Annotated in this window: 20 protein-coding genes and 1 other RNA gene; 20 read left to right on the forward strand and 1 reads right to left on the reverse strand. The window is 33.1% G+C overall.

Translation table 11 applies throughout. The features are described 5' to 3' along the window. The first annotated feature begins 74 nt into the window (after window positions 1-74). The 17 genes from N4A57_RS04490 (at window position 75) to ssrA (ending at window position 19,412) form a co-directional block, all read left to right on the forward strand. Entirely contained in the window at window positions 75-1,109 is a 1,035-nt protein-coding gene (locus N4A57_RS04490) for a BMP family lipoprotein (RefSeq protein ID WP_293656394.1), read from the forward strand. Between the two features lie 182 nt (window positions 1,110-1,291). Further along, window positions 1,292-2,794, forward strand: a complete 1,503-nt coding sequence (locus N4A57_RS04495; protein WP_293656412.1) for an ABC transporter ATP-binding protein — start codon at window positions 1,292-1,294, stop codon at window positions 2,792-2,794. Then, window positions 2,784-3,872: an ABC transporter permease gene (locus N4A57_RS04500; RefSeq protein ID WP_293656395.1), complete on the forward strand. Its 1,089-nt coding sequence runs from the start codon at window positions 2,784-2,786 to the stop codon at window positions 3,870-3,872. The genes N4A57_RS04495 and N4A57_RS04500 overlap by 11 nt, the downstream gene beginning before the upstream one ends. Before the next feature lie 2 nt (window positions 3,873-3,874). Beyond that, entirely contained in the window at window positions 3,875-4,837 is a 963-nt protein-coding gene (locus N4A57_RS04505; RefSeq protein ID WP_293656396.1) for an ABC transporter permease, read from the forward strand. A gap of 150 nt (window positions 4,838-4,987) precedes the next feature. Then, window positions 4,988-6,394, forward strand: coding sequence for an RNA polymerase factor sigma-54 (rpoN, locus tag N4A57_RS04510; RefSeq protein WP_293656397.1), 1,407 nt, complete (start codon window positions 4,988-4,990; stop codon window positions 6,392-6,394). A 343-nt stretch (window positions 6,395-6,737) separates the two neighbouring features. After that, window positions 6,738-7,793: a sugar-binding transcriptional regulator gene (locus tag N4A57_RS04515; protein ID WP_293656398.1), complete on the forward strand. Its 1,056-nt coding sequence runs from the start codon at window positions 6,738-6,740 to the stop codon at window positions 7,791-7,793. A 27-nt stretch (window positions 7,794-7,820) separates the two neighbouring features. Continuing rightward, complete coding sequence (gene gap, locus N4A57_RS04520) at window positions 7,821-8,834, forward strand: type I glyceraldehyde-3-phosphate dehydrogenase (protein ID WP_293656399.1); 1,014 nt, start codon at window positions 7,821-7,823, stop codon at window positions 8,832-8,834. Window positions 8,835-8,904: 70 nt separating this feature from the next. Further along, the gene (locus tag N4A57_RS04525) at window positions 8,905-10,101 is read left to right on the forward strand and encodes a phosphoglycerate kinase (RefSeq protein ID WP_334303714.1); all 1,197 of its coding nucleotides are present in this window, start codon (window positions 8,905-8,907) and stop codon (window positions 10,099-10,101) included. A 30-nt stretch (window positions 10,102-10,131) separates the two neighbouring features. Further along, on the forward strand, window positions 10,132-10,878 hold the full coding sequence (gene tpiA, locus N4A57_RS04530) for a triose-phosphate isomerase (RefSeq protein ID WP_293656401.1): 747 nt from the start codon (window positions 10,132-10,134) through the stop codon (window positions 10,876-10,878). A gap of 33 nt (window positions 10,879-10,911) precedes the next feature. Continuing rightward, window positions 10,912-12,204, forward strand: coding sequence for a phosphopyruvate hydratase (eno, locus tag N4A57_RS04535; RefSeq protein ID WP_293656402.1), 1,293 nt, complete (start codon window positions 10,912-10,914; stop codon window positions 12,202-12,204). Between the two features lie 205 nt (window positions 12,205-12,409). After that, window positions 12,410-12,643: a preprotein translocase subunit SecG gene (gene secG, locus N4A57_RS04540; protein WP_293656403.1), complete on the forward strand. Its 234-nt coding sequence runs from the start codon at window positions 12,410-12,412 to the stop codon at window positions 12,641-12,643. 39 nt (window positions 12,644-12,682) lie between these two features. After that, window positions 12,683-14,668 carry a sodium-translocating pyrophosphatase gene (locus tag N4A57_RS04545; RefSeq protein WP_293656404.1) on the forward strand — a complete coding sequence of 662 codons (1,986 nt, stop codon included), beginning with the start codon at window positions 12,683-12,685 and terminating at the stop codon, window positions 14,666-14,668. Window positions 14,669-14,972: 304 nt separating this feature from the next. Beyond that, the gene (locus N4A57_RS18590) at window positions 14,973-15,254 is read left to right on the forward strand and encodes a DUF1294 domain-containing protein (RefSeq protein WP_293656405.1); all 282 of its coding nucleotides are present in this window, start codon (window positions 14,973-14,975) and stop codon (window positions 15,252-15,254) included. A gap of 74 nt (window positions 15,255-15,328) precedes the next feature. Further along, the gene (gene rnr, locus N4A57_RS04555; protein ID WP_293656406.1) at window positions 15,329-17,464 is read left to right on the forward strand and encodes a ribonuclease R; all 2,136 of its coding nucleotides are present in this window, start codon (window positions 15,329-15,331) and stop codon (window positions 17,462-17,464) included. 229 nt (window positions 17,465-17,693) lie between these two features. Beyond that, window positions 17,694-18,515 carry a Cof-type HAD-IIB family hydrolase gene (locus N4A57_RS04560; protein ID WP_293656407.1) on the forward strand — a complete coding sequence of 274 codons (822 nt, stop codon included), beginning with the start codon at window positions 17,694-17,696 and terminating at the stop codon, window positions 18,513-18,515. Window positions 18,516-18,578: 63 nt separating this feature from the next. Beyond that, window positions 18,579-19,046, forward strand: a complete 468-nt coding sequence (gene smpB, locus N4A57_RS04565) for an SsrA-binding protein SmpB (protein WP_293656408.1) — start codon at window positions 18,579-18,581, stop codon at window positions 19,044-19,046. Window positions 19,047-19,074: 28 nt separating this feature from the next. After that, window positions 19,075-19,412: a transfer-messenger RNA gene (gene ssrA, locus N4A57_RS04570) on the forward strand. Between the two features lie 336 nt (window positions 19,413-19,748). On the opposite strand, the gene N4A57_RS04575 is transcribed toward ssrA, so the two are convergent. Continuing rightward, window positions 19,749-20,243: an LAGLIDADG family homing endonuclease gene (locus N4A57_RS04575; protein WP_330671449.1), complete on the reverse strand. Its 495-nt coding sequence runs from the start codon at window positions 20,241-20,243 to the stop codon at window positions 19,749-19,751. Between the two features lie 560 nt (window positions 20,244-20,803). On the opposite strand from N4A57_RS04575, the gene N4A57_RS04580 reads away from it, so the two are divergent. From N4A57_RS04580 to N4A57_RS04590, 3 genes are all read left to right on the forward strand, one after another. Then, window positions 20,804-22,006 carry an IS701 family transposase gene (locus N4A57_RS04580; RefSeq protein ID WP_293656409.1) on the forward strand — a complete coding sequence of 401 codons (1,203 nt, stop codon included), beginning with the start codon at window positions 20,804-20,806 and terminating at the stop codon, window positions 22,004-22,006. A gap of 165 nt (window positions 22,007-22,171) precedes the next feature. Next, window positions 22,172-23,626 carry a DUF262 domain-containing protein gene (locus tag N4A57_RS04585; RefSeq protein WP_293656410.1) on the forward strand — a complete coding sequence of 485 codons (1,455 nt, stop codon included), beginning with the start codon at window positions 22,172-22,174 and terminating at the stop codon, window positions 23,624-23,626. A 14-nt stretch (window positions 23,627-23,640) separates the two neighbouring features. Continuing rightward, window positions 23,641-24,114 carry a HEPN domain-containing protein gene (locus N4A57_RS04590; RefSeq protein WP_293656411.1) on the forward strand — a complete coding sequence of 158 codons (474 nt, stop codon included), beginning with the start codon at window positions 23,641-23,643 and terminating at the stop codon, window positions 24,112-24,114. Window positions 24,115-24,469 lie beyond the last annotated feature (355 nt).

The following is a 24,469-nucleotide window of genomic DNA, read 5'->3' on the forward strand; positions in this document are numbered from 1 at the left end:
GTATTTCAGAAAAAAATGAATATTTTTTTTATGCTATGCCAAAACTGAAAGAGAAAGCGAGGAGGAAGTAAACTATGGCAAGAAAGATAATGTCTTTACTATTAGTAGGATTACTATTAGTAGGATTATTAGCAGGTTGTGGTGCTAAAGAAGAAGAACCAAAGGCTGAAGAACCAGCTAAGGAAGAAGCATTAAAGATAGCAATGGTTACTGACGTTGGTGGAGTAAATGACAAATCATTTAACCAATCTGCTTGGGAAGGTTTACAAAAAGCAGAAAATGAATTAGGAATTAAGCCTGGATATCAAGAGTCTAAGCAAGAAGCTGATTACAGTTCTAACTTAGAACTTTTAACGGATGCTGGAAATGACTTAGTATGGGGTATTGGATTCTTAATGGGATCTCAAGTTGAAGAAGCTGCTAAAGATTACCCAGAGCAAAAGTTCGCTATAATAGACAACTACTATGAAAATCCATCTGAAAATCTATTAGGAATTACTTTTAAAGAGCAAGAAGCATCTTTCCTAGTTGGATATATAGCTGGAAAAATGACTAAGACTAACAAAGTTGGATTCATTGGTGGTATGGATTTCTCTGTAATACATAGATTTGATTATGGATTTAAGGCTGGAGTTAAGCATGCTAATCCAGAGGCTGAAATATTATCTCAATATGCAGGAGCATTTGATAAGCCTGCAATTGGTAGAAGTATAGCTGAATCTATGTATGCGAAAGATGCAGACATTATATTCCATGCAGCTGGAGATACTGGAAACGGTATGATCGAAGTTGCTAAGGAAAAGGGTAAGTATGCAATCGGTGTTGATAAGGATCAAAATCCTGACGCTCCTGAAAACGTAATCACTTCTGCAGTTAAGAGAGTTGACAATGCAATTTACAATGTTGCTAAAGACTTAAAAGAAGGAAACTTCAAAGGTGGTACTAATATCACTTACGGATTAGCTGAAGGCGGAGTTGATATTGCTCCATCATCTGATAAGTTAGTTCCAAAGGAAATATTAGATGAAGTTGCTAAATTAAAAGAGCAAATCATTGCTGGAGAAATTAAAGTTCCTGCTTCTAAGGAAGAATTTGAGGCAATGAAGTAATTAGCAAATCTGCATAAAAATTTACGTTAAAAAACATACAAAATTAAACCCAGAACTGTAGTTCTGGGTTTAATGTTCCTAATAAATCCATGTTAAATTATGAGAATAAAGTTAAAAATATGAATAAAGAAGGAGGTATAAAAGTGAGTGGCAGTAAAAAATTTGACGAAGTAGTAGTAGAGATGAAACAAATTGTGAAAAAATTTGGTAACTTCGTAGCAAATGATCATATAGACCTGACAGTTCATAAAGGTGAAGTACATGCTCTACTTGGTGAAAATGGTGCAGGAAAATCTACTTTGATGAATATCCTTTATGGATTATACACTCCTACCAGTGGGGAAGTCCACATAAATGGAAAGTACGTAGATATAAAAAACCCGAATATAGCTATAGAAAATGGAATAGGAATGGTTCATCAGCACTTTATGCTAGTAAAGCCCTTTACAGTAGCAGAAAATATCGTATTAGGGATGGAACCTACTGGCTTTGCTAATAAAATAAATATGGACAAGGCCATAGAAGATGTTGCGGCCATATCTGAAAAATATGGACTACATGTGGATCCTAATGCAAAAATAGAGGACATATCAGTTGGAATGCAACAAAGGGTAGAAATATTAAAGGCTTTATATAGAGGTGCTGAAATACTAATATTTGACGAACCAACAGCCGTATTAACACCTCAAGAGATTAAAGAATTCATTCAAATAATAAGAAACCTAACTAAAGAAGGTAAATCAATCATACTAATAACTCATAAACTTAAAGAAATTAAAGAAACTTCAGATTTCTGTACTATCATAAGACGTGGTAAAGGAATAGGCACAGTAAATGTGGAGGAATCTACTGAAGATGATTTAGCATCAATGATGGTAGGTAGAGAAGTAAACTTTAAGGTTGATAAGGAAGAAAGAGAAACTAAAGGGGAGGTACTAAAGATAGACAATCTTGTAGTACAAGACCATAGAGGTATAAATGTAGTTGATGGATTAAACCTTTCAGTAAGAGCTGGAGAAATACTAGGTATTGCCGGAGTAGATGGAAACGGTCAAAGTGAATTAATTGAAGCAATTACAGGCCTTAGATCATTAAAATCAGGAAAAGTTTTAATAAATGGAAAAGATGTTACAAATAAAACACCTAGGGAAGTATTTGAGTCAGGTATATGTAATATTCCTGAAGATAGACAAAAACATGGACTTGTACTAGATTTTACCGTTGAAGAAAATATGGTTTTAGAAAATTATAAAAAGGCTCCTTTCTCAAAGGGGATTAGGATAATGGAAGATGACGTTAATTCTTTCGCTAAAGAGTTAATGGAGAAGTTTGATGTAAGACCTAGAGATGAGAAAAATAAAGCTAGGGCCCTATCAGGAGGTAATCAGCAAAAGGTTATCATTGCAAGAGAAGTAACTAATGATCCAGACCTGCTAATTGCTACTCAGCCTACAAGAGGTTTAGATGTGGGGGCTATAGAGTTTGTTCATAAATCACTAGTAGAACAAAGGGATAAGGATAAGGCAGTACTTTTAGTATCCTTTGAATTAGACGAAATTATGAGTGTATCAGATAGAATTGCCGTTATCTATGAAGGAAAAATAGTTGATATAGTAAATGCTAAAGAAACTAATGAAAACGAATTAGGACTTATGATGGCAGGAGGTGGCAAAGTTGAAGAATAAGGAAAATAAATTTATGAATGCAATTAAAAGTGACACATTTATGTATACCATGTTAGCCATCATAATGGGACTTTTTGTTGGAGCTGTCATAATTACCATATCAGGATATAATCCTGTAGAAGCCTATAGCACCATGCTAAAGGGGATTTTTTCAAAACCTAAGTATATGGCTAGAACTATTATTCGTTCAACGCCTCTTATATTAACAGGTTTATCTGTGGCATTTGCCTTTAGAACGGGACTATTTAACATTGGAGTTGAAGGTCAATTTATTATAGGTGCCCTAGTAGCTTCCCTACTCGGATACTTCATACATTTACCAGCAATTATTCATATACCTATAGTTTTTCTAGGTGCCACATTAGCAGCTGCCCTATGGGGAGCCATCGCTGGATATTTAAAGGCACGATTTGGAGTTCATGAGGTTATTGCGACTATTATGTTAAACTGGATAGCCCTTTATACTTCAAACTATGTAATAACAATGAAAGGTGTAAAAAAGCCAGGAACAGAATCTACATATGACATAGTAGAATCGGCTAGAATTACAATAACTGGTTTTAGACATGTGGTAGGACCGGCTAAAATACATTGGGGAACTTTAATCGCTATTGTTATAGCTGTAATCGTTTCTTATATATTATTTAAAACTACTATTGGTTACGAATTACGTGCAGTTGGATACAACAAAGATGCTGCTAAATATGGTGGAATAAATGTTAACAAAAATATGATCCTAGCCATGGCTATTGCTGGTGCTTTAGGTGGAGCTGCTGGAGCTTTAAACATTATGGGTGAAGCATATCACGTATCCGTACTTGCAGCCACAGAAGGTTATGGATTTAATGGAATTGCAGTAGCATTGATAGGAAACAACAGTCCTCTAGGAGTAGTATTATCTGCGTTTTTATTCGGAGGTATAACATTTGGTGGTATGAGAATGCAACAACTGGGAATACCAACAGAAGTTATAAATATCGTTATAGGTTCTATAGTATTCTTTATAGCAACTTATAGAATATTCGAATATACAAAGAAATACTTTAAGAAGAAAAAACTCCAAAAGGAGGTTAAGTAATTATGGAATTAAGAGATTTAGCAATTATACTTGGAACTACCCTTATGTATTGTACTCCTCTTATATATGGAGCATTAGCAGGTGTATTTTCAGAAAACAGTGGTGTTGTAAATATTGGTATTGAAGGTATGATGACTATAGGAGCCTTTGCAGGAACAGCATCAGCATTTTTACTACAAGAATCATTCGGTAACGTTTGGTGGGTACCTGTATTAGGTTTCATAATAGCTGGTATTGCCGGTGGACTATTTGGACTTATGCATGCTGTAGCATCCATAAACTTTAAGGCAGATCAAGTTATATCAGGTATTGCAATTAACTTTTTAGGTGGAGGTGTGGGCATATTCTTAGCTCGTAGATTATTTGGATCTACAACTACTCCTGCATTACCCCTTGAGTCTAAAATATCAAGACCACTTCATGGCTTATTAAAGGATAGTCCAATGCTTGCATCTGTATTTGACCAATTTTCAACTGTATACTTTGCATTTTTCTTAGTAGCTCTATCTTGGTATGTATTGTATAGAACTAAATTAGGTCTTAGAATAAGAGCTGTAGGTGAGCATCCAAAGGCAGCAGATACATTAGGTATTAATGTATATAAAATCAGATATTTTTCAGTTATATTATCTGGTGTATTAGCAGGATTTGGTGGAGCATCATTGAGTATGGCCATTGTTGCAAACTTTAGACCGACATTAATATCTGGTCAAGGGTTCATAGCCCTAGCAGCCATGATATTTGGTAAGTGGAAGCCACAAGGAGCATTAGTAGCATGTTTACTATTTGGTGCAACTACTGCAATACAAATTTACTTAGGTGGAACAGAAGCGGGAGCAGGAATTTCAACACATCTGTTATCCATGATTCCATATGTAGTAACCATATTTGTATTAATCGGATTTGGGGGAAAGACATCTGCACCAGCTGCTAATGGCGCCCCATATGAAAAGGATAAGAGATAAAGAGAAAGATAAAGATAGGTTTTTAAACCTATCTTTTTTTTGTCCATTTTTCTAACCACCTTTAATAAAGATAGGTTTAGTGCTATAATTATAATGTGGCAAAAAAGATTATGAAAGAAATGAAGGGACAGAAGAGGACGGTGATTAAAGGTGCATTTAGGTATTAGTTTGAATGTGGAACAAATTCAAAAGCTAGTTATGACACCGGAGTTGAAGCAATCTATACAAATCCTTCAATTCAATTATCAAGAGTTAAATAATTTTATTAATGAAGAAATAATGACTAATCCTGTTATAGATGTGCCTAATGTGCAAGAAAATATACAAGATAAAAGTGTTGAATTAGGAAAACAAAAGGAAGAAAAACAGGAGAAGAAGGATATAGATTGGAAAGAATACTTTAAAGAATATGATGATATAAGTTATAAAAGTACTTACAATAAGTCAAAGGATGAAGAAGTTTCTTTTGAACAATTTGTATCTTCAGAGACATCTTTAACAGATCATTTGTTATTTCAATTACAATTTTCCATGTTAAATGAAGAAGAAATGGAAATAGGAAAATATTTAATCGAATCTTTAAATAATAATGGATACTTAAATATAGGTATAGAAGAAATTAGTAAAAGCATTTTGAAGGATGAAGGCATAATAGGAAATGTTTTGTCTTTAATACAAACCTTTGATCCAGTAGGGGTTGGTGCTAGAAGTTTAAAAGAATGTCTTTTAATACAAGTGGAGCAAATGGGTATTGAAGATGACACTATAAAAAAGGTAATAGAAGGTCATTTAAATCATATTGCTGACAATAAACTTGCTAATATAGGAAAAGATCTAAATATAGATATTAAAAAAATACAAGAAATCTCAGATTTTATAAAGACTTTAGAGCCTAAACCAGGACGATTATTCGCATCGAAAAAAGATATAAAATATATAACACCAGATGTGAATGTAGAAAAAATTGACGATGAATATGTGGTACTTGTTAACGATTCTACAGCACCAAGACTTTCTGTAAGTCCATATTATAAAAGGATATTGTTAAATTCAGAAAAGAGTTCAAATACGTCTAAATTTTTAAATGAAAAATTAAACTCGGCCATGTGGTTAATAAAAAGTATAGAACAAAGAAGGCAGACCATATTTAATGTGGTAAGTGCCATAGTTGAATATCAAAAGGATTTTTTTGATTATGGAAGGAAGTACCTAAAGCCCCTTACGTTGAAGAAAATAGCCAATGAAGTGGGAGTTCACGAATCTACAGTGAGTAGAGCTGTAAATGGAAAGTATATGCAGACTCCAAGGGGGGTTTTTGAAATAAAATTTTTCTTTTCAAGTGGCGTATCTAATCAGATGGGAGAAGGTGTTTCATCACAAAGTATAAAGACCATAATAAAAGATTTAATAGATAATGAGAATCAGAAAAAACCCCTTAGCGATCAGGCCATATCGGACATATTAAAGAAAAAGGGTATAAATATATCTAGGAGAACTGTTGCTAAATATAGGGATGAGATGAAGATACAATCTTCATCAAAAAGAAAGCGATTTTAACTAAAACAAAAGGGTATGATAAAGATAAGTGTCTTTATTATACTCTTTTTTATTTGGACCTATTTCAGGAAAATATATTGAAAATTTCATATAAAGGAATAATAATTAATTATTTACTAAAACTAATTTATAGATTAGGTAAAAGAAGGAAAAACTGTTACCTTATGGTGTAACAGGCATACGGAAATATTACCTTTGAAAAGGCAGAATAAAGGCACCTTAAAATTAAAATTTCCGTATTGCCATTTATATCTATTTATGATAATCTATAAGCAGGCGGGACAGCAAATGACTATACGGGCTGAAATGGTCCCGACACAATTGTTAGAAATGAGGAATAAGATTGCTAAAATATGAAAATAGCAATGGATATATGGAAGAAATTATTCAGATAGGTAAAAAGTTAGCACCGGAGCTGAATGAAATCTTTCCTAGAAGATATGAGATACTAAGGCAAATTGAGAAAAATCAACCCATAGGAAGAAGAAGTCTTTCTCAGATTTTGGAAATTGGAGAAAGGATAGTAAGATCAGAAGTAAACATCCTAAAGGAACAAGGCTTTATAGAAATACATTCTAGTGGAATGAATACTACTGAATTTGGGAAAAATAGTCTAGGAGTGCTAAAAGATTTCGTTTACGATAGGAGAAAGCTACATGACCTTGAAGATACTCTAAAGGATAAATTAAATGTAAGAAAAGTTTTAATTGTAATGGATTCTTATGATGAAGATGAATCTGTTATAAAAGAAGTTGGAAAGACAGCTGCTAATTATTTGAAAAGCATACTAACTAAGGAAATGATAATAGGAATAACTGGAGGAAAGACCATGCAAATGGTTGCTGAAGGTGTAAGTTCTGAAAATAACAAAAATAAGAATGTGGTAGTAGTTCCAGGTCGTGGAGGCCTTGGTAGAAGTGTTGAAAAGCAATCTAATACCATAGCAGCTACCTTGGCAGAAAAATTAAAAGCAAGTTATAGATTACTACATGTATCTGATAATATATCAAAGGAACTAATAGATAAGTTAATTAAAGATCCATATATTAAAGAAGTGGTAGAGTACATAAAGAAGATTGAAACCCTAATATTTGGAATAGGTAGGGCCGATAAGATGGCTAACAATAGGGGTACTGAAGTGGAAAAGATAGAAAATATTATTAAAAAGGGTGCAGTGGCAGAGGCCTTCGGATACTATTTTGATAAAAATGGAGAAATAGTAGAAGAGGTAAACACCATAGGTGTGAGCCTAAATCACTATAAGGAGTTAGAACATCCCATAGGAGCTGCATGTGGAAATCAAAAGGCAGAGGCAATAATTGCAATTAGCAAATTAAATAAAAACCTGGTCTTGGTCATAGACGAGGGATTAGCAAAAGAAATTTTTAAAAAAATTTAAGTTTTATAAGAGTTAAGGAGGATTAACATGACTGTAAAAGTTGCTATTAACGGTTTTGGAAGAATTGGAAGAAATGCATTTAAAATTGCTATGGAGAGAGCAGACAAGAAATTTGAGGTAGTTGCTATAAACGATTTAACTGATGCTAAGACATTAGCTCACTTATTAAAGTATGACAGTTGTTTTGGAAAGTTTGATTTAAGTGTAGAAGTTAAAGAAGGAGCTATGGTAGTAGATGGTAAAGAAATTAAGATCTTCGCTGAAAGGGATCCTGAAAACTTACCTTGGGGAGAACTAGGAATAGATGTAGTTGTTGAATCTACTGGGTTCTTTAGAGAAAAGTCTAAAGCTGAAAAGCACATTAAAGCTGGGGCTAAGAAAGTAATCATTTCTGCACCTGCTAAGAATGAAGATGTTACTGTAGTATTAGGAGTTAACGAAGGAGACTACAATCCTGAGACAGATCACGTAATCTCAAATGCATCTTGTACTACTAACTGTTTAGCACCATTTGCTAAAATAATAGACGAAAACTTTGGAATTAAAACTGGATTGATGACTACAGTTCATGCTTATACTAATGATCAAAATACATTAGATGCACCGCATGCGGACTTAAGAAGAGCAAGAGCTGCTGCTGAGTCTATTATCCCAACAACTACTGGAGCTGCTGCTGCAGTTGCATTAGTATTGCCTCAATTAAAGGGAAAATTAAACGGAATGGCTATGAGAGTTCCAACTCCTACAGTTTCTGTTGTAGATTTAGTTGTTGAACTTGAAAAAGAAACTACTGCTGAAGAAATTAACTCTAAGTTAAAAGCAGCGGCTGAAGGTCAATTAAAGGGAATCTTAGGATTCAGTGATGAGCCTTTAGTATCTATTGACTATAGAAAAGATTCAAGATCTTCAATCGTAGATGGATTATCAACTATGGTTATGGAAGGAAAACTTGCTAAAATCGTATCTTGGTATGATAATGAGTGGGGATACTCTACAAGAGTAGTAGACTTAATAAGCTACCTTATCGAAAGAGGTCTTTAAAAAATATAAAGAGTCCAATTCATAGGTTGAATTGGACTCTTTATAATAGTTTTAAATATACTATATAGAGGTGAACGAATTGGTGAAGAAAACTATAGAAGATATTCAAGTAAGTGGTAAAAAAGTTTTAGTAAGATGTGACTTTAATGTACCTATGGACGAAAATAAGAATATTACTGATGACATCAGAATTAAAGGTGCATTGCCAACTATTAAATACTTAGTTGAAAATAAGGCTAAGGTTATTTTAATGTCTCATTTAGGAAGACCAAAGGGAGAGCCTAAAAAGGAATTTAGTCTTGAACCAGTGGCTGTTAGATTAGCTCAATTACTAGGTCAAGAAGTAACTTTTGCTGCTGATGATGTGGTAGTTGGAGAAAGTGCTAAGAAGGCAACTTCTGAAATGAAAGAAGGGGACGTTGTATTACTTGAAAATGTTCGTTTCAGAAAGGACACTAAGAATGACCCTGAGTATGCTAAAGAATTAGCATCTCTAGCTGACGTGTTTGTAAATGATGCATTCGGAACTGCACATAGAGCTCACGCATCTACTGCGGGAGTAGCTGACTATTTACCAGCTGTGGCAGGATACTTAATAGAAAAAGAAGTGAAAATTATGGGAGATGCCCTATCTACTCCACAAAGACCTTTCGTTTCAATTTTAGGTGGTGCTAAGGTAAGTGATAAGATAGGAGTAATCCAAAACTTAATTGAAAAGGTAGATGCACTAATTATTGGTGGAGGAATGGCATTTACTTTCTTAAAGGCTAAAGGATATGAAGTAGGAACATCACTACTTGAATCTGATAAAATAGATTTAGCTAAAGAATTAATGGCTAAGGCTGAGGAAAAGGGAGTAGATATGTTGCTACCTGTAGATGTAGTTGTAGCTAAAGAATTCAAAGCTGATGCTGAGAATAAGACTGTTCATGGAGACAATATGCCTACAGACATGATGGGACTAGACGTAGGGCCAAAGTCTGTAGAACTTTTCTCTGATGCAATTAAGAATGCTAAGACTGTTGTATGGAACGGACCAATGGGAGTATTTGAAATGCCTGCATTTGCAGTTGGAACTAAAGATGTGGCAAAGGCTGTTGCAGAATGTGCGGGAACTACTATAATAGGTGGTGGAGATAGTGCTGCTGCAGTTGAGCAATTAGGATACGCTCATAAGATGACTCATATATCAACAGGTGGTGGAGCATCTTTAGAATTCTTAGAAGGAAAAGAACTTCCAGGAATTGCAGCACTTGAAGATAAATAAGACTACATAAGTTTGCAGGAGGGGAAAATGATGAGAAAACCAATAATAGCTGGAAACTGGAAAATGCATAAGACTATTGGTGAAGCAGTAGATTTTGTAAATGGTATTAAGGACCAAGTTAAAGATCCCACAGTAGATGTGGTAATTTGTGCACCAGCTCTTTTATTACCAGCATTGAAGGAAGTTACAAAGGGAACTAATGTTAATGTGGCTGCTCAAAACATGCACTGGGAAGAGAAGGGTGCATTCACTGGTGAAATATCTCCAATAATGTTAAAGGACTTAGGAGTTGAGTACTGTGTACTTGGCCACTCTGAAAGAAGACAATACTTTAATGAAACAGATGAAACTGTAAACAAGAAAGTATTATCTGCCTTATCCCATGGAATTTTACCAATCATGTGTATTGGAGAAACTCTAGAGCAAAGAGAAGAAGGAAAAACTAATGATGTGGTTAATGGACAAGTAATTGCAGGATTAGAAACTGTATCTGCTGATCATATTGAGAAGGTAGTATTAGCTTACGAGCCTATTTGGGCCATTGGAACAGGTAAAACTGCAACTCCAGAACAAGCTAATGAAGTTATTGCTGAAATTAGAAACACAGTAGTTAAATTATATGGACAAGAAAAGGCAGACAAAGTGAGAATTCAGTATGGTGGAAGCGTTAAGCCTGCCAATGTATCTGAGATCATGTCTCAATCAGACATTGATGGTGCATTAGTAGGAGGAGCAAGCTTAAAGACTGATGATTTTGTAGCTTTAGTAAAATATTAATATTAACTTTATTACGGAAAGGAGACTATAAATATGTCAACTACTATAGTAGAAATATACGGAAGAGAAGTATTAGATTCAAGAGGTAACCCAACTGTAGAGGTGGAAGTATACTTAGAAGACGGAACTATGGGATCTGCTATCGTTCCATCTGGAGCTTCAACAGGAGCTTTCGAAGCTGTTGAATTAAGAGATGGAGATAAGGGAAGATTTTTAGGAAAAGGCGTACAAAAGGCAGTAGATAATGTAAATGAAATTATTGCTGAAGAAATCATAGGAATGGATGCATTAGACCAAATTGGAATCGATATGACTATGATTGAGTTAGATGGAACTAATAACAAGGGGAAATTAGGAGCTAACGCAATCCTTGGAGTTTCTATGGCAACTGCTAAAGCTGCAGCTAAGTCACTAGAAATGCCTTTATTCCAATACTTAGGAGGAGTAAATGCTAAGACTTTACCAACTCCAATGATGAACATTTTAAATGGTGGAGAGCATGCTGATAACAATGTGGATATTCAAGAATTCATGGTTATGCCAGTGGGAGCTGAAAGCTTTAAAGAAGCATTAAGAATGGGTGCTGAAGTATTCCATAACTTAAAATCAGTACTTAAGTCTAAGGGATTAAACACTGCTGTAGGTGATGAGGGTGGATTTGCTCCAAACTTAACTTCAAATGCAGAAGCTTTAGAAGTAATCATAGAAGCTATTAAAAAAGCTGGATATGAGCCAGGAAAAGACGTAATGTTAGCACTTGACGTGGCTGCTACTGAGTTATACAACAAGGAAAAGGGTGTATATGAGTTAAAAGGAGAAGGTGTAGTTAGAACTTCTGCTGAAATGGTTGACTTCTATGCTGAATTAGTGGAAAAATTCCCTATTATCTCTATTGAAGATGGATTAGATGAAGAAGATTGGGATGGATGGAAGTTAATGACTGATAAGTTAGGTAAGAAGATCCAAATCGTTGGAGATGACTTATTCGTTACTAACACTGAAAGATTATCTAGAGGTATTGAAGCAAGAACTGGTAACTCTATATTAATCAAATTAAACCAAATTGGTACTATTACTGAGACTTTAGATGCTATTCAAATGGCTAACAGAGCTGGATATACTGCTGTAGTATCTCACAGATCTGGAGAAAGTGAAGACTCAACTATAGCTGATTTTGCCGTTGCAGTTAACGCTGGACAAATCAAGACTGGTGCTCCATCAAGAACTGATAGAGTTGCTAAGTACAACCAATTATTAAGAATAGAAGACCTATTAGATGCTACTTCTAAGTATGCTGGAAGAAGTGCATTCTTTAACTTAAGATAATTAGTATAACTTTTACAAATTCTAGTAATAATAAAAGGGTGATGGAAATTACCCTTTTATTTTTTTAGAAAAAATATTTATATATTTCTGGAAACAGGAAGGAATACAGAAAAACAAAGGACTCTGTAAACATAGAATAATGTTGATTTTACTAAGTTCCTGTGTTAAAATAGGTATGTTGATGATGCGAGGGGGTGTAATACTAATGAAGACTTTCTTTATGGTTATCCAGGTATTAGCAAGCTTAGTACTTATAGCTAGTATCTTATTACAATCTGGAAAAAGCGCAGGTTTATCAGGTTCTATAACTGGTGGAGCTGAGCAATTAATGGGAAAGAAAAGAGGACGAGGACTAGAAGATACTTTAAGTAAAATTACTTCTATCGGTGCTGGTGCTTTTATAATTACATCTATAGTATTAGTTTACTTGCAAAAGTAGATCAAACAATTGACGTATATTAAGGGAGGTAAATAACAAATGAATATGGTTTTACTTGCACCAGTAGTTGGTGTAGTTGCGTTAATTTTTGCGTTCATGCTAACGTCAAGAATTAATAGCGTTGATGTAGGGACAGATAGAATGAAAGAAATCTCTACATACATACAAGAAGGTTCTATGGCTTTCTTAACAAGAGAGTACAAGACATTGGTAATTTTTGCTGGAATTTTAGCTGTAGTATTAGGTGTTGGAATTGGACCTTTAACAGCAGTATGTTTCGTAATTGGAGCAGTATTCTCAGCATTAGCAGGATTTGCAGGAATGAAGGTTGCTACTAAGGCAAACGTAAGAACTGCAAATGCAGCAAGAGAAAGTGGTATGAACAAGGCATTATCTGTAGCATTTAGTGGTGGTGCTGTAATGGGTATGTCTGTTGTTGGTTTAGGATTACTAGGAATAGGACTTCTATACCACACAATTGGAGATCCTAAAATAATCACTGGATTTGGACTAGGAGCTTCTTCTATCGCATTATTTGCACGTGTTGGGGGAGGTATCTACACTAAGGCTGCAGACGTGGGAGCTGACTTAGTTGGTAAGGTAGAAGCAGGAATCCCAGAAGATGATCCAAGAAACCCTGCAGTTATCGCTGATAACGTTGGAGACAATGTTGGAGACGTGGCTGGTATGGGAGCTGACTTATTTGAGTCATATGTAGGTTCTATCATATCTGCAATCACATTAGGTTTAGTTGCAGTAGGACCAGAAGGAGCAGTTTTCCCGTTAGCATTAGCAGCATTAGGAATTATAGCATCTATTATAGGTACTACATTTGTTAAAGGTGGAGACGGAAAAACTAACCCAGCTCACGCACTTGAAAGAGGAACTTACGTAAGTGGTGCCCTTGTAGTGGCTGGAACATTCTTCTTAAGTAACTCTTTAATTGGAGACTTAAGAGCATTTGCAGCAGTAGTTGCAGGATTAATTGCTGGTATGATAATTGGTAAGATTACAGAAGTTTATACTTCTGGAGACTATAAATCAGTTAAGAAGATTGCTGAGCAATCTGAAACAGGATCAGCTACAACTATTATTAGTGGTTTAGCAGTAGGTATGTACTCAACTGCATGGCCAGTATTAGTTATCTCAGTTGGTATTTTAGTAGCATATAAATTCTTTGGATTATACGGTATTGCATTATCAGCAGTAGGTATGTTATCAACAGCTGGTATTACAGTTGCAGTTGATGCTTATGGACCTATCGCTGATAACGCTGGTGGTATTGCAGAAATGTCAGAACTTCCAGGTGAAGTAAGAGAAATTACTGATAAGCTAGATGCAGTAGGAAATACTACAGCTGCTATGGGTAAAGGATTCGCTATCGGATCTGCTGCTTTAACTGCCCTTGCATTATTTGCATCTTACTCACAAGCTGTTAACTTAGAAATGATCGATATATTAAAGCCAACAGTTGTTGTTGGATTATTAATTGGTGGTATGTTACCGTTCTTATTCTCTGCTATGACTATGGAATCTGTTGGTAAAGCAGCATTCGAAATGATCGAAGAGGTAAGAAGACAATTTAGAGAAATCCCAGGAGTTATGGAAGGTAAAGCTACTCCAGATTATGCTAGATGCGTAGACATCAGTACTGGATCTGCTTTAAAAGAAATGATGGTTCCAGGAGTTATGGCAGTACTTGCACCAATAGCTACTGGTATCGTATTGGGAACAGAGGCATTAGGTGGATTATTAGCTGGAGCCCTAGCATCAGGAGTATTAATGGCTATCATGATGGCAAACGCTGGTGGAGCTTGGGATAACGCTAAGAAGTACATTGAAGAAGGACACCATGGTGGAAAAGGAAGCGACGCTCACAAGGCTGCTGTAGTTGGAGATACTGTTGGAGATCCATTCAAAGATACTTCAGGACCATCTATCAACATCTTAATCAAGCTTATGACTATCGTATCATTAGTATTCGCACCATTATTCTTAAAGTTTGGTGGAATGATTAAGTTTTAATTAAACTATTAGGAGAGTGTATTTTATACACTCTCTTTTTTAATACACAGATTCATTTCCTGGGAAACACTAAATTAGTAATATAAGGTAGAATTTACAATAAATTATGTATAACACAATATTCTTTAAAGGGAAGTATGATATAATACTAATGTTATAGATTTCGTATTCATAAACTTGCTTCATGTGGGCCTATTTTCCCTCATAGGCAAGTTACTATATGAAGAAATCTTAGTGTTACGAAATCTATATAAAAAAATAGGAAGAAGAAATTATAATTTTATATACTATAAAGGTGGATTATATGGAATTTCATACAAAAAATGTAATAATTTTATATTTATTGTCTATAAACATTTTGGCATTTTCAATAATGGGTATAGATAAGTATAAGGCGAAGAAAAATAAGTGGAGAATAGAGGAGAAGACCTTATTTATATATAGTCTAATTGGAGGCGTATATGGTATCTATATGGGTATGAAAATTTTTCGCCATAAAACTAGAAAGAAAAAATTTAGTATAGGAATTCCTTTAATTTTAATACTTAATGTTCTTTGCATAATTTACCTTATTAAGATTTCGTAGACTATACTTAAAAAGAAGGATAACTGGAAAAAATAAAATACATATACTATTATTACATAGTTGCAGGAAATGGAGTGAATAGATTGATTACAAAATCAGACATTATAGAAAAAATGAGAGAAGATGAGTATTCAGCAAAATCGGAACATGAGTTAGTAGAAATCTTTAATATACAAAATGAAGATGTGGGACAATTCTTTACTATCCTTGATGAAATGAAGTCAAAGGGTCAAATAATCAAAGTTAAAAAGAATAAGTATACTATTCCAGAAAAGAAAAATTTATTAGTTGGAAGAATTCAAATGGGAAACCGTGGCTATGGATTTTTAGTACTAGAAAATAGGGATGATGCATTCATATCTGCTGATGACATGAATGGAGCTATGAATAATGACCTGGTACTATGTAGACCTACTAAGAAGAAAAAGGAAGGTAAGAGGGAAGAGGCAGAAGTTTTAGAAATATTAGAAAGATCTAATACGGAAATCGTAGGTGTATTTGAAAGTAGTAGAAACTTTGGTTTTGTAGTTCCAGATGATAAAAGAATTAGGAAGGATATATACATTCCAAAGGGTCTTACTAAAAATGCTAAGGATGGACATAAGGTAGTTGTAGAAATTACTAGATGGCCAGGAGAAAGAAGAAACCCAGAAGGAAGGATAACGGAAATACTAGGTCATAAGGATGATGTGGGAACGGATATAGTATCTGTTATAAGACAGTTTAAACTACCAGAAGAATTTCCAAAGAAGGTATTAGATGAAGCAGATAAAATTCCTCAAGAGGTAATTAAGGAACATATTAAGGGAAGACGTGACTTAAGAGATGAAAGAATAATAACTATAGATGGAGCCGATGCAAAGGATTTAGATGATGCCGTATGTGTAAAGAAATTAGATAATGGAAACTATTTACTTGGAGTTCATATAGCAGATGTTACCCATTATGTGACAGAACACACAAAGATGAATAAGGAGGCCTTAAAAAGAGGTACAAGTGTATACCTAGTAGACAGGGTTATACCTATGCTACCAAAGCGATTATCTAATGGAATATGTAGTTTAAATCCAAAGGTAGATAGATTAACCCTATCTGTTAATATGGAAATAAACAAAGAGGGTAAAGTAGTAAACCATGAAATATATGAAAGTGTAATTAAAACTTGTGAGAGAATGATTTACACAGATGTATCAGATATATTAGAACATGAAGATGAAGAACTTATGAAAAAATATGATTATCTAATAGATGATTTTAAAAATATGAAAGAACTAGCTAAAATACTTAGACGTAGACGTGATCTTAGGGGAAGTATAGATTTTGATTTTGATGAGTCTAAAATAATACTTGATGAAGCTGGAAAACCTGTGGAAATAAGAAAAGCAGAAAGAAGAATAGCCAATAGGATAATAGAAGAATTTATGTTAATATGTAATGAGACTGTGGCTGAGAACTTCTATTGGACAGAAACACCATTTGTCTATAGAATCCATGAGGAACCAGATGTGGAGAAGATAGAAAACTTTAATAAGTTTATCCATAACTTTGGATATCACCTAAAGGGAATTACTAATGAAATCCACCCTCGATCCTTACAGGATTTACTTGGAAAGATAGAGGGAAAGAGGGAAGAGAGAATTATAAATACTCTCATGTTAAGATCCCTTAAAAAGGCTAGATATTCCCATGGAAATAGTGGACACTTTGGACTGGCTGCTACAAACTATTGTCACTTTACATCGCCCATAAGAAGATATCCAGATTTAATGATACACAGAATCATTAAGGAATTTTTACATGGAAAACTAGATCCTAAGAGAATTAAGGAACTAAAATCCATAGTGCAAGAAGTGGCAGACATATCTTCTGAGAGGGAAAAAATTGCAGTTGAAGCAGAAAGGGAAACGGATGATTTAAAGAAAGCAGAATATATGTTACAATTTATTGGTGAGGAATTTGAAGGTATTGTAAGTAGTGTGGTATCCTTTGGAATGTTCATTGAATTAGAAAATACGGTAGAAGGCTTAATAAGAGTTGCTGAAATGGACGATGATTATTATGTGTATGATGAAGATAATCTAACTTTCATAGGAGAGAGAACTAAAAAGACCTATAGAATAGGGGATACGGTTAAAATAAAAGTTGACAAGGTTGACATAGAAAGACGTGAAGTTGACTTTAAATTATTAAAAGAAAAAAATAATAAATAAACATTCTAGTGGGAAATTTATTTCCCACTTTAGGCATATTCAAAAAATAAATTAGTCATTTCACTGGTTATTTGAATTATTTTATTCGTTATGGAATCGCTTACATATGTTTAATATGCTCGCTCACCATGCCTTGAAAATAATCCAAATCCCTCAGAGAACTGACTAGTTTATTTCTTTCATATGCCTTAAATATTTCATTATAGATAAAGGAAAGAAGGAAATTATTATGTACAAACTTGTAGTAAGTGATATGGATGGAACATTATTAAATTCTAACCATGAAGTAACAAGGGAAAATAAAGAGGCACTAAGGGAAGCAATAGATAAAAATGTGCGTGTGGCCATAGCCACAGGTAGAATATATACATCAGCTAAGGTATATGGAAAAAATTTAGGTATATTAACTCCAATTATAGCTTGTAATGGAGCACTAGTTAGGGATATGGCAACGGATGAAATATTATATGAAAATCATTTAGAAAAGGAAGATGTCTTAAAGGTAATAGAAGTAGCTAGAAAATATGGTGTATACTATCACTATTATACGGCTGATAGATTTTACACAGAAGAATTAGTATATAGTTCTCTTAAGTATTCTGAATGGAATGATGAACAAAAGGAAGAGGATAAAATAGACATTATAGTAGTAGAAGATGGTCATGAAAATGCTAAGAATTTAGAAGAACATGTTTACAAGATTCAATTAATCAGTGAAGATAGTGCACTTATGGAAAAGGTAAGAAAAGAATTAGATAGTATGGCAACGGTAGAATGCTGTAAGTCATGGCATAATAATCTAGAAATTATGAACAGGGGTGTATCTAAGGCAAGTGCCATTATGCACTTAGCTAGGTTATACAACCTGGATAAGGAAGAAATCATTTGTTTTGGTGATAATGAAAATGACATTACCATGCTTAGATATGTGGGAAAAGGAGTTGCCATGGATAATGCAGATGATTATGTAAAGGAACATGCAGATTATATTACAAAATCTAATGATGAAAGTGGAGTAGCCCACGGAATTCGAAAATTTGTTCTTAATTAATTGACAAGATATAGAATTTATGTTATCATGAAATTCGTTACTAGTAGTAAAGTAGGTGTTTAAATGGGATCTGGAAAATTAGTAGCAAGTAATAAAAAGGCAAGACATGAGTATTTTATAGAAGAAACCTTTGAAGCAGGCATAGTTTTAAAGGGAACGGAAGTAAAATCCATAAGACTTGGAAAAATTAATTTAAAAGAAGCTTTCGCAAGGATAGAAAATGGTGAAGTATTCATATATGGTATGAATATAAGTCCTTATGAAAAGGGAAACATATACAATGTTGATCCTATGAGAACAAGAAAACTACTTTTAAAGAAAAAAGAGATTACAAAACTTATTGGTTATACTGCTCAACATGGATTAACATTAGTTCCACTTAAAGCATATATAACTTCTAAGGGTTTAATAAAAATAGAAATTGGAGTAGCTAAAGGTAAAAAGCTACATGACAAGAGACAAGACATGGCTAAGAAAGATGCACAACGTCGAATAGAAAAAGAACTAAGAAATAGACAAAAGTCTTATTAAAGACTTTTGTTCCCATACATGGGGGCGTACAGGTTTCGACGGGGGTCTGAATTTTATAGAAGCGAGTGGAGGTTTTTCCTTGGGGTCCGCCTTAAAAAACTGGGGAACTAAATATAAATGCAAACGATAATTACGCATTAGCAGCATAATATAAGCTGCTTGTTCACCCTAGAGACCCACGATCTAGGCTTGAACATCATTTGAGTGGGGAACTACTTTTAGGGGGTGCCTTGACCTATTAGTTGACTAATTGGGGCTGGTAGAGATAAAAGCCTGTCATTGGGCGCTTTGATCTACGAGATTTAAAACAATGACTGTACTCGGAGAAACTATTTTTGCAGGGCTTTCGGACGTGGGTTCGATTCAAAAAGAGTCGCCCTATGAAGTGATTCATAGGTGAAAATCTGGCTTTATCGGTGAAGGCTAAGGCATAAGATATGCTAAGCTAATACCGAGGGGTATGTGAAGAAATTCAACAGCTCCTTATCGACTCATAGGCTGCTAAGTCATTAGATAAGCGGTACTAGGATGGAAGATACAAACTAAACTAAGCTTCCATAACACGCCAGAGGACTTCAATGAAGTTCATGATATAGTCAGTACTATAAGGAAACTTATGGAGTATATGTCCCACCGCCTCCACCAATAAATACAACCGTATTGGATTATCCAATACGGTTTTTTAGTGTTTAGAAATATAATTTATTTGATAGATATAAACCTTTCGTAGAATTCTTCTTTTAATTTTAATGCTTCATCCGAATATCTCCCATTTCTAGGAGTAACTGATTCATACTCATTAAGAATTAATTGTGCTCTCTTCCTTTTAGATTCAATTACTAAATAAGGTTCTATATATTCTATAAATTTAATAGCATTTCTATACTTTACTATATAGGTATATGAGTTTTTATGTTTATTAGGATCATAATTTTTCTTACTTATTATATTACCTACATTGGTTTTGTTTTTTATCCATTCTAATAATTCTAGGGTAGTTGAAGATATTGATACACATGGAGAAGGAAATTGATTTTTATGGAATCTAATAAGCATGATACTTCCTTCACCGTCAATTATTCCTGCGATATATGCTTTTTCTTCTGAAGTGATATATAACACCTCCGAATATACGTTCTTGTAGTTAGTATATGATACTATTATAATTATATTATGGTATAATTTGCTATTTAACATATGCTATAATTGTAGATGTGAAGTCGTGACAATTTAGAATTATATACGGTGAACCGTATCATAAGTGATGGCGGTTTTTTTATACAATATTTTCTAAAATATGTTCCAAGGATTTGAATATTCGTAGTTACACTGTGGATATAACTCTATTCTTCTTGTTTTTCAATTAAATACTAGTTGTTTTCGGTTATGGGAGTCATTAGGGTAGAGAAAATATAGGGTGGATGGGTTGGATTATGTTAGGTGTTTAACTAATATTTGGTACTCAACCAAACTAATTAGAGTGCTCTAAAAACTACTTAATTTTTAATACTTAAGACTTTTTAAAACTCTTTGATGTCGAAATAAAGAAAACGAAAATTGAAGGAATTTGTAACTATTTAGGGAAGTATATTAGAGTAAACTGAGAATATTATTGTACTAGTAATTTGTATAGATAGAACTATAAAAGTGCAAAAACACTTCAATAAATTTCCAGTTAAATAAAATAAAAAAACATTTATGCAAAACCTTGTTATAATTAAGTTCCTACACAAAAACATAACAGGTGGTGTGCATAAATGTTTCAGAACTCAATTATATCAAATCAATTATCTTTAGACAAATTTCTGAAAGAATTAAATTTTAATTTCTACCTTACTAATCCACAGATAAATCATTTAAAAAATATTATCAACTCCATGTTTATGGATGGTTTTAACGGTAAAATTAATGATGTTTCTAAAACTATGTCATCTAGGCATAGAACTAGCATTACAAGATTTTTATCTAAGAGTTCGTGGAATGAACAATTACTATTTAATGCTTTAAAGTCTAGGGTAATAGATTTAATTTGGTCTAAATCTAAAAAAGCGAACAAACCTATTTATGTAATTATTGATGATACCATTTCGGAAAAAACTAAGCCCTCGTCAAAGGCTATAAATCCCATAGACAAGTGTTCATTTCACAACTCTCATCTAAAGGGAAAAACTGTTTATGGTCATCAAATCGTTACTTGCTTGCTTTCTTGCGATGGGTTGGTTTTACCTTATGATATATGCATTTATGATAAAAACGTTATGAGTAAGATAGATATAGCAGTTAATATTATTAAGTCTTTGCCTGCACCTGTATCTAAAGGATATGTTTTATGTGATAGCTGGTATAGTTGTAAAACAATTTTCACTGCATCTTTACAAGCTGGCTTTAAATATATTGGTGCTGTAAAAACTAATAGAATAATCTTCCCCAAAGGACATGAAGATTTAGGAGCTAGACTTAATAGCTATGCCCTTAGTTTAGATAAAAATGCCTTCGGCCTAGTCACAGTCGGAAATAAGGATTATTATATCTACAACTATGTTGGCAAATTGAAGGATATGAAAAAAGTTTCAGTTGTATTAAGCTATCCCAAAGAACAATTTCATGTAAAAGGAGCCCTTAAAGCCTTTATTTCTCTAGATACAGATTTAACAGATATTGAGATTCTTAATATCTACACCGATAGGTGGGTTATAGAACCATTTTTTAGAGAAAGTAAAAGATACTTAGGGTTAAATGGATATCAAGTTAGAAGTAATAAGAGTATCATTAGGTATTTATTAATAATGTTATTATCATATACTTACTCTAAATTGTATTCATCAAAGATCTTTAATTTTAACCACGGATTTAAGTGTATAAGAAATAATTTAAAAAAATCTCAAGTCGTTAGAATATATTCTGCTGCTTTAAATGGTGAACCTATTTCTAAAATTTTCGAGGCTCTAAAAATAGCATAGATATCTGTTTGGTTATTTAACTGGAAATTTATTGAAGATAAAATGCACTATTATAGGATAGAAGTTAAAAATGTTATTATTAACCTTATCTTTTATTCTATCTCAGATTAATACAAAAACTATTAATAGTTAAAATAAATTTAAATCATAAATGGGGGAGAGATAATGCAAAAAATATTTAAGGTTAAGTTACGTATTGCCAGACCAAATGTCGATGGAAATACACTAAATTTCAAGACGAAATATGAGGACATATTTTATGGAATTGATGAGTTTAATAATAAGTTTCAGAATTTTAAAGAACTTAAGTTAATTGAAATTGGGGATAAATATATGAGTATGTTACTGTCAATATTTGTTGAAAGTGAAGAAGTTAATGTTGATGGACGTGATTTATCATACTTCTCTAAACGATTATATGATGATAGAGATTGGAATACCTATAGCTTGATTGATAGTCGACTCTTTAATGCAGTTGATGTTATTGATGTTACAAAAGAATATATTGATAAATTTGACTCGATGGATGTTATTCCTAACGGAGATTATTGTGAGTTGATTTTTGAAAAGAAAGATAATATTGAAGATGATGTAGATGAAGAAGATATTACTATGGAGTATTCAATTACGAGTTACGGTGCTGATTATGACGTCGAAGGTCTTGTAAACAAGTTAAATAAAGGTAGAATTTATATTCCAAACTTTCAAAGACAATATGTATGGAAACAAGATCAAGCATCAAGACTTATAGAATCGTTACTTATGGGCCTACCTATACCAGGGATATTTTTATCAAAAGATGATGAAACATCCAAGCTTCTTATAATTGATGGTCAGCAACGATTGAGGACATTACAATATTTTTATAAAGGAATTTTCGAGCCAAATGGAAGAAAATTTAAATTACGCAATGTTCATCCAAATTATGATGGTAAAACATATGAAGAACTATCTGAAAATGATAAGGCAAAAATAGATGAATCTATAATTCATGCTACCATAATTAAACAAGATGAGCCAAGTGAAGATGATAGTAGTGTATTTTATATTTTTGAAAGAATAAATACTGGAGGCACTCAACTAACCCCTCAAGAGATAAGAGTATGTATATATAATGGTGAGTTTAGTGATTTTTTACGAACTTTACAACTAAGTAAAGAGTGGAAGAATATTTATGGCAAACCGAATATTAAGTTGAAGGATCAAGAATTGATATTGAGATTCTTTGCTCTTTACTATGATTTAAATAATTATGAAAAGCCTTTAAAAGGATTCTTGAATAAATTTATGAAGAAGAATAAGAAATTTGATGTTGTTAGTAAAGAAGAACTTAATAAAGTTTTTTTTAATACAGTTAATTTTATATACAGAGCATTAGGAAAAGAAGCATTCAGACCTGTAAAACAGATTAAGGCTTCAGTATTTGACTCTGTTATGATTGGTACTGCAAAGCGTCTTGAAGAGGGTAGTATTATAGATATAGAGAATTATGTTAGAAAGTACAATGAACTTATGGAAATACCAGAATATATTGAGAGCATTACAGCAGGAACCTCAGATAAAGATGTGGTTTCAAAAAGGTTAACTTTAGCGATTGATGCATTTTCGTCTATTGAGTAATTGGGGGAGAAAAAATGCCAAATAAAGAACTAGATAAACTATCAAAAAAGCTAGATAATAAATTTAAATTAATTGATAAAATTGACAAAGATAATGAAATAGAACTTAAAGCAGAATATTCAAAGTATTTATGTGTTTTAGTTTCTGGGTATTTTGAAAATACAATTAAAGTCATTTTTGAAGGATATACAAAGGATAAAGGTCATCCAAATCTAAACCGATATATTACTAAGCAAATAAGGAATAAAACCAATTTTAACTCACAAAAACTTAAGAACTTTCTAAAAGAGTTTAATGATGAGTGGGAGAATGAATACGAAGATGTGGTTGATGATGATGAAAAAGATGCTATTGGAAGTATTTATGTCAATAGAAATAATATTGCTCACGGTAAAGATAATAATATTTCATTCGCTGCTGTAAAAAGTTACTACGAACATGTTAAAAAATTAGTTTGCAAGATAAATCAAATAGTTAATTGTTCATAAGGCATTACTTATTAAAGAAAAATATACGGTTGAGTTTTATACTTATAAAAATAAGAAAAGAGGATGCGACGGGATGGCTCTGTTGCATCCTATGAATTTTGCTGAGATTCTATTTGAAGATTAATAATTTACTTTTATGATCTGAAAAAACGCCGTTGCATCATATGTAGATTGTCAAGTAAAATTGGGTTCTTTCCAAAGTTGGTTGAAAAGTCGATAAATTTATGACATAATATCTTTATCAATCAAATGAAAGCGTGGTTACTGTTATGGATGAACTCATTAAATTGCTTGATAAAAATCTAGACTATGTTGAGCATGAAATAATTGATAATACTATATATGTTAAAGTCAT

The sequence above is a fragment of the Anaeromicrobium sp. genome (genome assembly GCF_025210435.1).
Taxonomy (GTDB): domain Bacteria; phylum Bacillota; class Clostridia; order Peptostreptococcales; family Thermotaleaceae; genus Anaeromicrobium.

Excerpts from the sequence above, each read along its gene's own strand:
- N4A57_RS04490 (WP_293656394.1), top strand. The coding sequence starts at position 75 with ATGGCAAGAAAGATAATGTCTTTACTATTAGTAGGATTACTATTAGTA.
- N4A57_RS04495 (WP_293656412.1), top strand. The coding sequence starts at position 1,292 with ATGAAACAAATTGTGAAAAAATTTGGTAACTTCGTAGCAAATGATCAT.
- N4A57_RS04505 (WP_293656396.1), top strand. The coding sequence starts at position 3,875 with ATGGAATTAAGAGATTTAGCAATTATACTTGGAACTACCCTTATGTAT.
- gap (WP_293656399.1), top strand. The coding sequence starts at position 7,821 with ATGACTGTAAAAGTTGCTATTAACGGTTTTGGAAGAATTGGAAGAAAT.
- tpiA (WP_293656401.1), top strand. The coding sequence starts at position 10,132 with ATGAGAAAACCAATAATAGCTGGAAACTGGAAAATGCATAAGACTATT.
- eno (WP_293656402.1), top strand. The coding sequence starts at position 10,912 with ATGTCAACTACTATAGTAGAAATATACGGAAGAGAAGTATTAGATTCA.
- secG (WP_293656403.1), top strand. The coding sequence starts at position 12,410 with ATGAAGACTTTCTTTATGGTTATCCAGGTATTAGCAAGCTTAGTACTT.
- N4A57_RS04545 (WP_293656404.1), top strand. The coding sequence starts at position 12,683 with ATGAATATGGTTTTACTTGCACCAGTAGTTGGTGTAGTTGCGTTAATT.
- N4A57_RS18590 (WP_293656405.1), top strand. The coding sequence starts at position 14,973 with ATGGAATTTCATACAAAAAATGTAATAATTTTATATTTATTGTCTATA.
- N4A57_RS04560 (WP_293656407.1), top strand. The coding sequence starts at position 17,694 with ATGTACAAACTTGTAGTAAGTGATATGGATGGAACATTATTAAATTCT.
- smpB (WP_293656408.1), top strand. The coding sequence starts at position 18,579 with ATGGGATCTGGAAAATTAGTAGCAAGTAATAAAAAGGCAAGACATGAG.
- N4A57_RS04575 (WP_330671449.1), bottom strand. The coding sequence starts at position 20,243 with ATGTTAAATAGCAAATTATACCATAATATAATTATAATAGTATCATAT.
- N4A57_RS04580 (WP_293656409.1), top strand. The coding sequence starts at position 20,804 with ATGTTTCAGAACTCAATTATATCAAATCAATTATCTTTAGACAAATTT.
- N4A57_RS04585 (WP_293656410.1), top strand. The coding sequence starts at position 22,172 with ATGCAAAAAATATTTAAGGTTAAGTTACGTATTGCCAGACCAAATGTC.
- N4A57_RS04590 (WP_293656411.1), top strand. The coding sequence starts at position 23,641 with ATGCCAAATAAAGAACTAGATAAACTATCAAAAAAGCTAGATAATAAA.